We start from the raw sequence: 14132 nt of genomic DNA, 5'->3' as shown, positions 1-14132 counted from the left end.
TTTGTCGTTGGTTTTCTTTTTGCAATGGGATCGCTTGTCTTCTATCAACCGTTACAGATAGCTATCATATATAAACAAGATAAACCCCGATTAACTTTCGGGGTTTATCACTTTTCTTCGGATTTATACCTATTCATTAGTAAAGTATTGTTTCCGAAATTCATTGGGTGTCATGTTGTATAATCTTTGGAATGTTTTTGCAAAGGATTTAGGATCCTTATATCCCACAAGAGTGCCAATTTCATATATTTTTAGATTAGGGTTTTTGGTTAATTCACATGCTTTCTCCATACGAATCCTTGTTAAATAATTTAAAAAAGTTTCGCCCGTGACAGATTTAAATACTTGACCAAAATAGTGATCGGTAAGATGTAAACGGTTAGCAATTTCCTTTAATGTTAACGGTTTCATTAGATTAGACAATATGTAGGATTGCGCACCTAAAACCAGTCTTTCATGATAAGTGGTTGGGTCGTTATCAGATTCTGGCTCGACCTTTTTGGTAGGGTTCATGTCCGCCTTAATTCTATCAATTGCATCCATAAGTTCATCCGTATCGATTGGTTTTAGAATATATCCTTTAGCATTGTATCTCATCGCTTTTTGAGCGTAAGAAAACTCCTCGTATCCACTCATAATGATCACATGTATGTTCGGTTCCTTTTCATATATATGCTTGGTTAACTCAATACCATCCATTTCAGGCATACGGATATCCGTTAAAATAATGTCCAGTTTCTCTTTTTCCATCCAAAATATAGCCTCTTTCCCATTCTCGGCCGTGCCAACCACATCGATATTTCGCTCATGCCATTCATCCAATGATTTCAAACTATCCGATATAAGCCAGTCATCATCTACTATTAACATTTTGAGCATCATATACCTCCATTGGGATTGAAATGGTAACGGTTGTACCCATATTTACCTCACTATCTATTGTAATACCAAAAGAACTGCCGTAATGCGAATGAATTCTTGTTTGTACATTGTAAAGCCCGATTTTATTCTTATATTTCGCGAGGTTTTCGGAGCTGAATTTAAGCTGGTGACGAATCTGTTGTAGCATGAAAGAATCCATTCCGACTCCATTATCTTTAATTGTAAATAAAATGGTTGAGCCTCTGTTTTCCCCGATAATCTCTATATTTCCGGATGATTTTAAGGGGTCAATCCCATGAATGATCGCATTTTCAACGATAGGCTGCAGAATCCATTTCACCGATAGATATTCATCTAATATTGGATCGATAGAGATACTGTAGTTTAATGGTTCTCTCATCCGTACCTTTTGAATCTCTAAATAACTGACGATATAATTGATTTCCTTTTTGATTGGGATTTTTTCTTCAAATGAACTTATACTAGATCTCAGTAGTCTTCCAAGTAGCACAATCAGACGGCTAATTTCAGGTTCTCTTTTTTTACGGGCCAAAGAATTAATCGTTTCTAAGGTGTTATAAATAAAATGGGGATTAATTTGTAATTGTAATGCGGTAATTTCTGCTTCTTTCTTTAATTTTTCTTCGTGTTTAACTGCTTGAATTAATTTTTTTATTTCCCCAATCATCGTATTAAAACCTTTTCCGAGGTCACCTATTTCATCCTTTGAATGGACAACAAACCTTTCATCAAGGTTTCCTGATTCCACTTTTTTCATCACTCTGCCAAGATTCTTAATAGGTGTTGAAATTCGATGGGATATAAATAAGGATGCAAGTAAACAAATGAATGCAGTTGTGATCGTAATAATCATTGCGATTTTTTTTATTTCATTGACTTTTCCATAAAATGCATTTTTCTCAAAATACTCTGATACGTACCATCCTGTTTGTGGGAAATACTTCGTGAAAACAATAAATTCTTTTCCAGAATGATTTTTAATGGTAGATCCAGATGTAGATGCTGCTACGTCCTTATATTCCAGATTAATCTCTGGTTCTAATACATAACCATGACTGTCATGAATAAAGGTACCCGAACTATTAAAAGAACTGCCTCCATCATTACGTAGAATGTCTTTTAACAGATCTTCTTTAAAATCGATGATAAGAAATCCGAATGACTTAATCTTTCGATCCCAAACTTTTTTAACATAAGAATAAACCTTTTGCTTCTTATCTAAATTCGAATAGGGTTGAACGTGCAGGTCTGTAATTTGTGGAGTGACATCATTGTTTTTTTCTATTTCTTTGATCCATGGAAGATTCTTGAAGTCCTTATTTTTAAATTGTAAATCATGAGAATACCCATAATTGTAAATAAAGCCATTGTTGCTGACGATCATGATTCCTTCCGTTTCTGGTCTTATATTTTGAATACTTAAAAGTAATTCATCAAGCTCAATATAATATTTTGGGTGGTCTATTGGATTTGTGTTTGTGAGAAACTCAGAAAAAATCTTACTTTGAGTAATCCCTTGATCCATTCGTTCCAAGTCCTTCATGAATGCTGAAAGAAAACTCATCTTTTGCTCCAATACATCATCTGCATGATATCGTAAATTTTCATATAAATTATTGGAATATTTATCATAAGCAAACCAGCCAACAATGCCCATTGGAATAAATGAAAAAAGAACAAATGTCATAAATAGCTTTAAAAAGATAGAGTTAATGAATTTCATTATTTTCCCCCGAATGATAGACAGTATTGTCATCTATGAAATATTAACCACGATTCACCCCCCTTTTAACCACCTCACACACCATTGAAAGAAAGTTTAAATCATTTAGAATTATTAATATATTAACGTTACTTATATTCTATGGAAAGGAGCGTGAAATGTAAAATAATAATTTACTATTCTGTTACAATGAAAACTAATATGAAAAAGGGATGGGGATGTTTATGAAGGGGAACAAACATAAGATTTCTTTTTTACTAGTGTTATTGATGATTCTTACAACAGCGTGTCAGTCTCCGACATCATCAAGTCAAGATCAAACAAAAACAGATTCAAAGGAAGTAAAAAACGAATCAGCAAGTGGGAATAATCATGTACTTGATCTATTAATACCTAACTACTATAACGATGTTGAAAAGCAGCAATGGGCTAGCGTTGTTGAAAAGTTTAAGGAAATTAATCCTGATATAGAGGTAAACATTACAAATGGGGATGTACAAGTAGAGTCTGGAAAGCTTCCTACTCTCTTACAATCAGGGATCGAACCTCCGGATGTTATCTTAATGAATGCAGGTCCAGGAAGGGTATCGATTCTATCAGATGTAAATCTAATCCAACCATTAAATAAACTTTACGAGAAGAATAAGTGGAAGGATGACCTTAGAACCTTTGCATATGACCTGATTTCTAAAGGGGATAACATTTATGAGGTTCCTCACATGATTGATGCAATTGGAATGTTTTATAACAAAGATATTTTTAAACAGAATGGTGTCGAAGTTCCTACTAATAAAGACGAATTTTTGAAAGCGCTTCAAACTCTTAAAGATGAGGGCGTTGCACCCATTACAGTTGGGGCAAGAAATGGGTATGCGATTGGTTGGATTTTCGGAGTCATGATGGAAAGTGTAATGGGAACAGAACAAGTAGTGGAATTATTCTATGGTGATGGAAAATGGAATGACCCTAAAGTCGTAGAGGTTGCTGAAATGATCTCTGATTGGGTTGATAAAGGCTATATAACGAAAGAATCTGTTACACAAACCCAAGCCGATTCAAAGTTTAGATTTTTATCGAAACAAGCTGCCATTGAAGCTGAAGGTACGTACCTCATTACGGATTTAGCGGATCAAAAGCTTGAGGAAAGTGTAAATATGTTTATGATGCCATCCTTTGTTGATGGAGATGTCGCGCAGCCGGTCGGTGGAATTGGATTAACATGGGTAGTTCCTACAAAGGCGAAAGACGTAGAATATGCTGAAAAATGGATGGACTTCATTCTATCTGAAGACTATAGCAATATCGTATTAAATTTACCTGACTATAACTTTATCCCAGCTTCTAAGGCTTCAGAAAGCATTGAACCTGTTGGTGACGTATTAAAATCTGCAATGAAATCAATTGAAGATGGTTCTGGGTATAATCCAAGTGTGTTTATGGGAGTAGAAGCGAAGGAAGCTTATTACCAAAACCTACAAGGGCTTGTTGGTGGATTAGTTACACCACAAGAGGCAATGGACAACATTGAGAAGGGTGCAGAAAAAGACCGCGCGAATGGATTTAGTTTAAAATAACGGTTTGAGAATGGGACTTGGTCGTGTGAACAGGTCCCTACGAAGAAGGGAGGTCATTACATGACTCAATCAACGCCATTAATAGAAATGGATAAAAAAAGTGTAGTTGCTGTCAATAGTAAAACAAAGTTGAAGATCAAGAAAGCCATAACAATCGCATCTTTTCTTCTGCCAGGATTGATATTATATGCCGTTTTTATGTTATATCCGATGATTGACGCTGTTCGATTTAGCTTCTTCGATTGGGATGGAGCATCACCAAGCATGAACTTTGTAGGAATCGAAAATTATGTCCAGCTGACAAAGGACGACGTTTTCTTAAAATCATTAGGTCATAACCTATTGTGGGTGGTACTAAGTCTTACTCTCATGGTGGTTCCTACCTTAGTGTTGGCGGTATTAATCAGCAGGGTGAAAAAGGGAAAAATGTTCTTTAGGGCAGGATTTTACCTGCCAAGTGTTCTATCCTTAGCCGTTGTTGGAGTACTTTGGTCGAAAATCTATGATCCAATGATGGGACCCATTAATGTCTTTCTGAAATCAGTTGGGTTAGAGAGTTTGGCAAAAAACTGGCTAGGGGAACCGTTATTTGTAATTCCTGCTCTCGTCATTGCAAGTACATGGGCGTTCTATGGATTATATTTAATTCTCTTCCTTGCAGGTCTTCAAAGTATTGACTACAGCCTATATGAAGCAGCAGATATTGATGGTGCTGGCCCGATCAGTAAGTTTTGGAATATTACCATTCCAAGTTTGAGAAATACCTTAAATGTTGTCATCAGTATGGTCATCATCCACGCCCTTAAAGGATTTGCATTAATTTGGATCATGACCCAGGGCGGACCATTCTATATGAGTGAACTTGTATCGACATATGTGTATAAAGCTGCATTCAGTATGAACAAAGTGAGCTATGCAACAGCTGGTAGTGTGGTGTTGGGGATTATTGTAATCGCATTCACAATTGGCTTTAACTATTATCGAGAAAGGACTGAATAGTATGGGTACGCGATTAAAACAGCTAAAAGGGTCCCAGGTAACTCTCTGGATTACATTGTCAGTTTTGTTGCTTTTCATCACATCTCCTATCTTTTACGCGGTATTAGCTAGTTTTAAATCGAATATGGAGATCTTTAGTTCGCCTTTCTCATTACCTAAATCATGGAATTTCGATAATTATATCGGTGCTTGGAATTTAGGAAACTTTAAAACTTACTTTTTAAATAGTGCATTTATCACAATTGGTGGCATGGTACTCGTTGCACTTGTAGCAGCACCAGCAGGTTATGCGTTTGCACAGCTTACTTTTAAAGGAAATAACCTACTCTTTTATTTAGTCTTATTGGGTATGGCACTGCCTGTTCAAGCCATTATCATTCCAATCTTCTTTCAACTTAAATCTATGGGAATGGTAGACACTTTAACTGGCGTAACCTTAGTGTCTGTCGGACTTGCACTTCCGTTTTCCATCTTCCTCATGAGGAATACATTTCGGGATGTTCCGAAGGAACTTCGGGAATCTGCTGCCATTGATGGTGCAGGGGAATGGAGAACGTACTGGTCGGTTATGTTACCTTTAGCAAAACCAGGACTTGTTGCACTCCTTATCTTTACTTTTATGAATATTTGGAATGACTTCTTACTTCCGCTTGTCCTATTAATATCACAAGAAAAATTTACGATTTCATTAGGTCTTTATTCTTTCCAAGGAGAACAATCTACTAACTTTGGATTAATCTTTGGAGGCACTGTTATTAGCATGATCCCAAGTATTATTGTGTATCTGATCTTCCAACGTTCCTTTGTTGAGGGAATGGCTAGTGGAGCAAATAAATAATACTTGTAGTTTCATATAAAAATGAAAACAAAAGGAGAGATTTTTAATGGCTACGATTACTGACTTAAATGAGGCAAAACACTTAATTCAAAACGACTGGGGTTCCATTCAATGGCTATGCGGCCAGGAAATCGATCCGGAAGCTGAAATGACTTTTGGAATGGTTTATATCAATGCTGGTGTTTCAAACCCACGACATATCCACCCGAATTGTGAAGAATTTATATTCGTCTTATCTGGAGAGTGCGATCATTCTTTAGGTGATGAAACGTATCATCTTAAACCTGGAATGATGCTGCGTATCCCAAGAAATGTCCCTCACAATGCTACGGTTACTAGCTGGGAACCATGTCGAATGATCATCGCGTATTCGGCACCTGATCGACAAACGATTGGTGAGTAAGACTGACGAAAAATTGTAATCAAAAAAGGAGACCAAACAATGGAACCAATTAAATTTAACTATGAGTATAGTAACAAACTTCGTATAGGCTTTATCGGCTGTGGTGCACATGCCTACCGTAACGTATATCCTACGTTTGATTATGCACCCATTGATCTTGTTGCTGTTTGTGATTTAAATCAAGAAAGAGCGGACCTTTACAAGACCCGTTTTGGAGCAAAAAGTGCTTATACCGATTATATGGAGATGATCAAAAAAGAAGACCTCGACGCCGTATTCATTGTTCTGAATTTTGATAAGAACGGTCATCCTATTTATCCAAAAATCGTTCCAAATATCCTTAAAGCAGGTCTGCCTGTATGGATGGAAAAGCCACTTGCTTATACGGCAAAAGAAGGCGAAGAATTATTAGAGCTAGAGGCTAAGACTGGCCAAACGGTTCTGGTTTCGAATAAACGCTACTTCTATCCAACTTTCGTTAAAGCAAAACAAATCTTAGAATCTAGTACTTTTGGAGAAGCGGCATCGGTTTCAGGAAGATATCCATTAACATTATCTCCGTTTGAAGAGAAGCTTGGAGAAAGAACTGGACTTCATTGGTTCTTGGATATTTGTCACCCAATGTCAGGCATTCATTACTTAATGGGTGATGTGAAAGAAATGATGTTTATCGAACACCAGCCAAGTGGGAATGTTCAAACTCTATTAAAATTCAAGTCCGGCGCGATCGGTAATCTAGATCTGCCTTCTACACAAGCGGACACGAGTCCATTTGAACGCTATGAAATTATTGGAAACAAGGAAAATGTCGTCATTGATAATGCAATCCGTCTTGCTTATTACAGGGGATCGAAGGGCAGCGGAGAGTACGGAAAGGCTCCCCATTACATAGGGGATAATCCGTTAGAGGGTCCAGTTCATTGGGAGCCAGAATTTTCTCTAGGGCAGCTTTATAACAAGAACCTATTCTTACAAGGAATGGTTCAAAGTGTAAATCATTTTGCTCATGCGGTATTGAATGATAGAAAAGTAGAACGTGCAACATTAAGCGATGCAGTTCATTTAACTAAGATTTTTGATGCTTATAAGAATAATCGTTCTGGCAACTGGATCACAATTGAGTAAATGGGGGGATATAAGATGAATTTTAGCATTTTTACAGATATGTTAGGAACGGAATCATTTCAAGAGTCATTGGACCATGCAATTAGCTTAGGTTTTACGAATATAGATTTAAGAGGAAAACTAGATGGATCTACCATTGACGATATCACTCCCGAAAAAGCGCGGGTAATAAGTGCGCTCATTCAAGAGAAAGGTTTACAGGTTAGCAGCCTTAGCTCTTGGGCAGTTAACTCCTGTACGTTCTCTGGACCGCCTAAATATGATAATCATGATGAAGATCACCATAAGCAAATGGGAGAGGTACTTAACCGTTTATTTGACTTAGCTGATATTTTTTCTACTAATTTTATTCGTATTTATTCCCTTTACCGTCAAGAGGATTTCAATCTACTTTCAGATGAAGAGAAAGATACGCAATATCGTCATAATGCAAACGTGATGTTAAGACATGCTGAACAAGCTAAATCTAGAGATAAAATCCTTTTAGTAGAAAATGAACCACCAACATTAACTAACAGTTGTAAAGAACTTGGAATTCTAATGAACTATACGAATCATCCGAATTTAAAGGTTAATTGGGACGTATTGAATGGATGGAGAGCAGGGGAGTATCCTACTGTTGAGAGTTATGAGCATATAAAAGGTCATGTTTATCAAACTCATTTAAAGGGTGCATACCGATTAACAAATTCCATTACAGTAGAAAATCCTACGGGTACTTTCGGTAATTTTGCCATCGCTGGAAAAGATGATTATGACCATAATCTAGTAATGAAGGCCATTTCCGAAAATGATCCTCAAGCCATCTTAACCATTGACACCCATTATCCGTCATTTTATGTACAAGATCGAATTGGTGAGGTAGAAGTTGTACGTCAAACAAAGGAATTCTTCGAAGGAATCGTAGCAAAGGAGGGTGCACATGAGTAAGAAAATTGTTTTAGTAGGTTCATTGGATACAAAGGAAAATGAGTTTCTATATGTCAAAGGAATTATTGAAGAAAATGGACTTGAAACAATTTTAGTGAATACGGCTGTGTATCCTTCCTTTACCGAAGGAGATGTTTCGAATGAGGAAGTCGCGAAAGCTGGCGGCTCCTCATTGGAGGAGTTAAGAGAGAAGAATGATCGTGGTACCGCTGTTACCGTTATGGCGAATGGTGCAAGAAATGTAGTAAATAGATTAGTAGAAGAAGGCAAGGTTGGTGCTGTGTTCGGAATGGGAGGAACAGCTGGAACTACGGTAGGCGCAACAGCCATGAAGGATATTCCAATCGGAATTCCAAAGCTATTAGTTTCAACCGTTGCTTCTGGAAACACCAGACCTTATGTGGGTGAGAAGGATATTATGATGCTGTATTCTATTGTGGATATTGCAGGCATTAATAGTCTTTCTTCACTCATCTTAAAGAATGCAGCCAATGCACTTAGTGGCATGGTTAAAGGAAATACAATTAGTATAGAAGTGGAAAAAAAGCCAATGATTGGTGCAACCATGTTCGGGGTTACGACACCATGTGTGAATCAAACAAGAGAAATCCTAGAGCGAAGTGGATATGATGTTCTCGTATTCCATGCCACTGGAGCTGGTGGGGACTCCATGGAAGCATTAATAAAGGAAGGTTTCATTAAAGGAGTTGTAGATATTACAACAACTGAATTAGCTGACGGACTTGTTGGTGGAATCTTTCAATCTAGTGAATCCCGCCTTGAAGCTGCCGGTCAAGTTGGAATTCCACAGGTAGTTTCAGTTGGAGCATTGGATATGGTTAACTTTGGTCCTCCAGAAACAGTTCCTGAGCAATTTAGGGATCGGAAATTCTATCAGCATAATTCAACCACTACGCTCATGAGAACAACGATAGAAGAAAATCGTAAACTGGGTGAAATCATCGCTCAAAAATTAAATAAAAGCACATCACCAGTTATCCTTGTTTTTCCAAAAGGCGGCGTTTCCCTATTAGATTGTGCGGGGCAGCCATTCGATGGTCCAGAAGAACGTGATGCGTTATACAACGCCATTAAGGAAAATTTACATGAGCATATTACGTTTATTGAAGTAGAAGAGGATATCAATCATCCAAGTGTTTCTGAATTACTAGCAGCAACATTATTAGAACAAATAGGTGCAAAGAAAGGAGATGCGACACATGTCTAAATCGAGAGTGGAAGTTATTCAAAAATTAAAGCAAAAAATACAAAACAACGAGGTTATTATTGGTGGAGGAGCAGGTACCGGCCTTTCAGCAAAAAGTGCAGAAGCAGGTGGCATTGATTTAATTATCATTTATAACTCAGGTCGATATCGTATGGCTGGTCGTGGGTCGTTAGCTGGATTAATGCCATATGGCGATGCTAACCAAATTGTCGTGGAAATGGGCAATGAAGTATTAACAATTGTTGAAGATACTCCCGTATTAGCTGGAGTTTGTGGTACAGACCCATTCCGAAATATGGATGTATTCCTAAAGCAACTGAAGGAACAAGGGTTTACTGGGGTACAAAACTTCCCTACAGTTGGACTTATTGATGGCCAATTCCGTCAGAATCTAGAAGAAACAGGGATGGGGTATGACTTAGAGGTTGATATGATTCGCAAAGCTCACAATATAGGACTCGTCACTTCTCCTTATGTTTTTAATGAAGAAGATGCGATTAAAATGGCAAAAGCAGGAGCAGACATTTTAGTGGCTCATGTCGGTCTTACGACCAAAGGTGCCATTGGTGCACATACAGCCATGGATATTGATGATGCTGTTGAATTAGTTCAAAAGATTCTCGATGCTGGGAAATCAGTGAATCCAGATATTATTGTATTGTGTCACGGCGGGCCAATCTCTGAGCCAGAAGATGCAGCATATGTATTAAGGCGAACAAACGGAGTTTCTGGATTCTTCGGAGCTTCTAGTATTGAAAGATTACCAACGGAACAAGCCATTTCTGGTCAGGTAAAACAATTCAAAAATATTAATCTAAGTTCAAAGGTTCAAGCGTAAGTGAATAACTAAAGTACGATTTAACTCGTCTCTATTATTCTAATCAATGACCATTGTAATCTCGTATTTTTGTGCGTAATTGCAGTGGTCTTTTTATGGGAAATTGGTAAATGAGGAAGATTTTTTAGAATGGGGATTAATGAATGAGGCAGAACTATCTATACTTATTATTAATAGCCATGATGGCCATTTGGGGGTTTAACGTAATTGCTGTAAAAATCGTAGTCTCTGAGTTTCCACCTGTAACAATCACAGCATTTCGTGTATTTATTGCGTTTCTTGCACTAGTACCATTCATCTTTTATAAAAAATTGTATCGTAAATTAACAAGGAAAGAATGGTATTACGTAATTGGTATTTCTACTTTTGGTATATTTGGTTTTCAATATTTTATGTCTGTTGGATTGAATAATACAACTGCAACAAATGCTGGAATTATTCTAGGAGCATCACCTATTGCAACCGCAATTGCAGCAGCGATTTTTCTCAAAGATAAATTAACCAACCAAAGGGGATTGGGTTTTGTATTAGGTTTTATCGGGGTTACCGTTATTATTATGGCAGGAAGCAATGAAGGCTTTGCAATTTCAATGGGTGATTTGTATTTGTGTGTCGCAGTAATTGTGCAGACGATTAGCTTTGTATTGATCAAGAAGGCATCAGAAACTCTTAATACTACTTATATGACTGGAATGACCCTCTTAATAGGTTCATTTATTATATTGATTATTGGATTTATCACTGAACCCAACGGAATCTCTCAAATCCCAGGGGGAAGCGGTGTTGCTTGGGGATTATTAATTTTCTCTGGTTTTGTTGCCACTGGATTAGGCTACTTAATTGTGAATTCTGCCATCCAACAGGTTGGAGCTGGAAATTCTGCCATCTTCCTAAATCTTTCTCCATTTTTCTCAGTGATCTCTGCCTATTTTGTTTTACATGAAATTATTTATATGTCCCACTGGGCTGGATTTGGTTTAATCGTAATCGGTGTACTACTAGGTGCTGAAATCGGGCAAGTCAAACCAAACAAAGAAAGTACAGTAGGAACCACCATAAAGGCATAGTATCTTAATTGGTACCTGACATCGAACTAGTTAAAGACTATCCACCTCGGAGAATTACCCTAAGCATAAGAGGGACTCCTTGGTGGTTTCTTTATTGGATTCGTTAAACTTTAGAAAGTTTAAGGAGGAAATATAAATGGGAAATACACTACATCCAGGACCACAAAAAAAGAAAAAATCACCTGCTCCTGAGCATTGGGTAAGTCCTATTCCTTTTGGACTCGGAAAAATAAAGCCAAAACATATTCGTGATACGATAAAAATCGCTTGGGATAACCAAGATAATTTAGGCTATGCAGCCAATATTATAACAAAAGGTGTTTGTGACGGATGCGCACTTGGTGTGTCTGGTTTATATGATCAGACATTGGAGGGACTGCATGTTTGTACGACACGTATGAATGTACTTAGGTTAAATACAATGCCTGCCATTATGCCTGATATTCTTCATGCGGATATTGAGGAATTAAGAAAATATGATAGCACTGAGCTCCGTAAGCTTGGTCGGATACCCTATCCGATGATTCGCAGAAAAGGAGAACGGAATTTCTCCAGGATTAGTTGGGATGAAGCTATGGATTTCATAGCGGACAAAATGGAGAAGTTAAATCCAAAGCAATATTCGTTTTATTTAACTGCTCGTGGAATTACCAATGAAAGCTATTATGTTGCCGCAAAGGTAGCACGTTTTCTTGGGACCAATCATATTGATAACGCTTCCCGTATTTGTCACGCACCAAGTAAGACGGCCTTAAAACGTTCGATTGGTGTAGGGGCTTCCACCTCTAATTATTTGGATTGGATCGGAACCGATGTCTTATTGTTTTGGGGGAGTGTGGCTTCAAACTCTTCACCTGTATCTTCAAAATACATGCTTGAAGCAAAGAAGAAAGGCACCAAAATCATCGTTGTAAACCCATACCGGGAGCCAGCAATGGATAAATATTGGATTCCCTCAAATCCTGAGTCTGCACTATTCGGAACGAAAATTGCCGATGATTTCTACCAGGTCAATATCGGCGGCGATATTGCTTTTATGCACGGAATTATGAAGCATTGGTTTGATATGGAAGAAAATGAATATGGATCCGCAATAAATCATCAGTTTGTTACAGAACATGTGAATGGGTTTGAAGAACTAACGAATAAAGTAAAAGAGCAATGTTGGGAAGAAATTATTGAATCTTCAGGCGTTTCAAAAGGACGGATTATTGAATTAGCGGAACTATTAGCAAACAGCAAAAACGCTGTCTATGCTTGGGCCCTTGGACTAACTATGCACTCTTTTGCAACAGACAATATATCACAAGTGGCAAATTTGGCACTGCTTCGTGGCCATTTAGGGCGTAAAAATGCAGGTCTCATGCCATTCCGCGGACACTCAAGTGTTCAAGGGAGCGGCGAAATGGGGGCAGATCCATTCGTGCTGCCTGGTGGTGGTTGGGATGCCAAGAATGTAGATAGGATCGAAAAACTTTGGGGATTTGATCTTCCGAAATGGCAGGGAGATATCGTTGGGGTGACATTGGAAAACATTGTGCTTCCCGAAGACCATGAACGGAAAGTGAAGCTTTATTACTTATCTGGCGGTAACTTCTTAGAGACGATGCCGGACCCAGACTTCATTGAATATGCCTTATCAGAGCTTGATGTTCGGGTGCACCAAGATATTATTCTAAATACCTCCACATTAGTCGATGCCAAGGAAGCAGTTATCGTACTCCCAGCGAAAACCCGTTATGAGCAAGAGGATGGCGGGACCAGCACGTCTACTGAACGTATGGTTTATTACTCACCTGAAATTACAGGTAACAAAAACAAAATCGAAGAAGCACGTACTGAATGGAAGGTATACATTGACCTCGCAAAGCGAGTAAAGCCTGTGACTGCACACTTGGTTGAATTTGCCGATGGTTTTGCGATTCGAGCAGAGATTGCGAAAGCAAACCCAGATTACGATGGAATCCAACACTTGAAAAAGCAAGGGGATGTATTTCAGTGGGGCGGTGCTTGGTTATGTGAAGATGGAATTTGTCCAACGCCAGATGGTAGAGCAAACTTAATTCCAGTTGAAATTCCTGATCTAAAAAAAAAGCCAGAACAGTTTATTATTACTTCCCGCCGGGGCAAACAGTTTAATTCGATGGTTTATAAAGAAGTTGACCCATTAAACGGTGCAGGCCGCTATGATGTACTAATGAGTCCTGTTGATGGTCAAAAATTAAGTATCGCTGAGGGAGAAGGAATCGTTGTTTACAACGGATTTGGTATCTTCCAAGGTACTGCGAAGTTCGTTGATATTGCACCTGGGAATTTAGAAGTACACTTCCCAGAAGGTAACTTCTTGCTGCCGCGGGGCAGGTACGAAAAGTTTGCAGGCATCCCAGATTACAATATTACGGTAAATGTTGAAAAGGCCGAGAGGTATAACGCTCGTAAAGACACTCAATATCTAGAAAAGCCAATTGCGGATCTTGAAACGGAAATTAGTTAAGAGGAGAAAC

12 protein-coding genes are annotated in these 14132 nt (G+C 38.1%); 10 read left to right on the top strand and 2 right to left on the bottom strand.

Translation table 11 applies throughout. The features are described from left to right. Nucleotides 1-129: 129 nt before the first annotated feature. Nucleotides 130-879, bottom strand: coding sequence for a response regulator transcription factor (locus ACY3XC_RS07080; protein WP_464867933.1), 750 nt, complete (start codon nucleotides 877-879; stop codon nucleotides 130-132). After that, entirely contained in the window at nucleotides 854-2626 is a 1773-nt protein-coding gene (locus ACY3XC_RS07075; protein ID WP_464867932.1) for a sensor histidine kinase, read from the bottom strand. Before ACY3XC_RS07075 ends, ACY3XC_RS07080 begins: the two co-directional genes overlap by 26 nt. A 224-nt stretch (nucleotides 2627-2850) precedes the next feature. Between ACY3XC_RS07075 and ACY3XC_RS07070 the strand changes: the two genes are divergently transcribed. The 10 genes from ACY3XC_RS07070 to ACY3XC_RS07025 all read left to right on the top strand — a co-directional run bounded on the left by ACY3XC_RS07070 (nucleotide 2851) and on the right by ACY3XC_RS07025 (nucleotide 14122). Beyond that, a complete protein-coding gene (locus tag ACY3XC_RS07070; protein ID WP_464867931.1) occupies nucleotides 2851-4200 on the top strand; it encodes an ABC transporter substrate-binding protein in 1350 nt (449 codons plus the stop codon). 60 nt (nucleotides 4201-4260) lie between these two features. After that, entirely contained in the window at nucleotides 4261-5199 is a 939-nt protein-coding gene (locus ACY3XC_RS07065; protein WP_464867930.1) for a carbohydrate ABC transporter permease, read from the top strand. A 1-nt stretch (nucleotide 5200) separates the two neighbouring features. Next, nucleotides 5201-6037 carry a carbohydrate ABC transporter permease gene (locus ACY3XC_RS07060; protein ID WP_179159585.1) on the top strand — a complete coding sequence of 279 codons (837 nt, stop codon included), beginning with the start codon at nucleotides 5201-5203 and terminating at the stop codon, nucleotides 6035-6037. Between the two features lie 46 nt (nucleotides 6038-6083). Continuing rightward, nucleotides 6084-6440 carry a cupin domain-containing protein gene (locus ACY3XC_RS07055; RefSeq protein WP_221827469.1) on the top strand — a complete coding sequence of 119 codons (357 nt, stop codon included), beginning with the start codon at nucleotides 6084-6086 and terminating at the stop codon, nucleotides 6438-6440. A 39-nt stretch (nucleotides 6441-6479) separates the two neighbouring features. Next, nucleotides 6480-7565 (top strand): Gfo/Idh/MocA family protein, encoded by a 1086-nt coding sequence (locus ACY3XC_RS07050; protein WP_179159587.1) that lies wholly within the window; start codon nucleotides 6480-6482, stop codon nucleotides 7563-7565. A 15-nt stretch (nucleotides 7566-7580) separates the two neighbouring features. Further along, nucleotides 7581-8495: a sugar phosphate isomerase/epimerase family protein gene (locus tag ACY3XC_RS07045; protein ID WP_464867929.1), complete on the top strand. Its 915-nt coding sequence runs from the start codon at nucleotides 7581-7583 to the stop codon at nucleotides 8493-8495. Beyond that, on the top strand, nucleotides 8488-9723 hold the full coding sequence (locus ACY3XC_RS07040; RefSeq protein ID WP_464867928.1) for a Tm-1-like ATP-binding domain-containing protein: 1236 nt from the start codon (nucleotides 8488-8490) through the stop codon (nucleotides 9721-9723). The genes ACY3XC_RS07045 and ACY3XC_RS07040 overlap by 8 nt, the downstream gene beginning before the upstream one ends. After that, complete coding sequence (locus tag ACY3XC_RS07035) at nucleotides 9716-10561, top strand: phosphoenolpyruvate hydrolase family protein (RefSeq protein WP_464867927.1); 846 nt, start codon at nucleotides 9716-9718, stop codon at nucleotides 10559-10561. Before ACY3XC_RS07040 ends, ACY3XC_RS07035 begins: the two co-directional genes overlap by 8 nt. Before the next feature lie 143 nt (nucleotides 10562-10704). Further along, the gene (locus tag ACY3XC_RS07030) at nucleotides 10705-11628 is read left to right on the top strand and encodes a DMT family transporter (RefSeq protein ID WP_464867926.1); all 924 of its coding nucleotides are present in this window, start codon (nucleotides 10705-10707) and stop codon (nucleotides 11626-11628) included. A 136-nt stretch (nucleotides 11629-11764) separates the two neighbouring features. Further along, nucleotides 11765-14122, top strand: a complete 2358-nt coding sequence (locus ACY3XC_RS07025) for an FdhF/YdeP family oxidoreductase (RefSeq protein WP_464867925.1) — start codon at nucleotides 11765-11767, stop codon at nucleotides 14120-14122. Nucleotides 14123-14132: the final 10 nt, after the last annotated feature.

The organism is Bacillus sp. CZDM1, assembly GCF_055502545.1.
This window is presented reverse-complemented; position numbering and strand designations above follow the sequence as displayed.

What these genes read in the sequence shown, in the direction of transcription:
- ACY3XC_RS07080 (WP_464867933.1), bottom strand. Translation starts at nt 879, where the DNA reads ATGCTCAAAATGTTAATAGTAGATGATGACTGGCTTATATCGGATAGT.
- ACY3XC_RS07075 (WP_464867932.1), bottom strand. Translation starts at nt 2,626, where the DNA reads ATGAAATTCATTAACTCTATCTTTTTAAAGCTATTTATGACATTTGTT.
- ACY3XC_RS07070 (WP_464867931.1), top strand. Translation starts at nt 2,851, where the DNA reads ATGAAGGGGAACAAACATAAGATTTCTTTTTTACTAGTGTTATTGATG.
- ACY3XC_RS07065 (WP_464867930.1), top strand. Translation starts at nt 4,261, where the DNA reads ATGACTCAATCAACGCCATTAATAGAAATGGATAAAAAAAGTGTAGTT.
- ACY3XC_RS07060 (WP_179159585.1), top strand. Translation starts at nt 5,201, where the DNA reads ATGGGTACGCGATTAAAACAGCTAAAAGGGTCCCAGGTAACTCTCTGG.
- ACY3XC_RS07055 (WP_221827469.1), top strand. Translation starts at nt 6,084, where the DNA reads ATGGCTACGATTACTGACTTAAATGAGGCAAAACACTTAATTCAAAAC.
- ACY3XC_RS07050 (WP_179159587.1), top strand. Translation starts at nt 6,480, where the DNA reads ATGGAACCAATTAAATTTAACTATGAGTATAGTAACAAACTTCGTATA.
- ACY3XC_RS07045 (WP_464867929.1), top strand. Translation starts at nt 7,581, where the DNA reads ATGAATTTTAGCATTTTTACAGATATGTTAGGAACGGAATCATTTCAA.
- ACY3XC_RS07040 (WP_464867928.1), top strand. Translation starts at nt 8,488, where the DNA reads ATGAGTAAGAAAATTGTTTTAGTAGGTTCATTGGATACAAAGGAAAAT.
- ACY3XC_RS07035 (WP_464867927.1), top strand. Translation starts at nt 9,716, where the DNA reads ATGTCTAAATCGAGAGTGGAAGTTATTCAAAAATTAAAGCAAAAAATA.
- ACY3XC_RS07030 (WP_464867926.1), top strand. Translation starts at nt 10,705, where the DNA reads ATGAGGCAGAACTATCTATACTTATTATTAATAGCCATGATGGCCATT.
- ACY3XC_RS07025 (WP_464867925.1), top strand. Translation starts at nt 11,765, where the DNA reads ATGGGAAATACACTACATCCAGGACCACAAAAAAAGAAAAAATCACCT.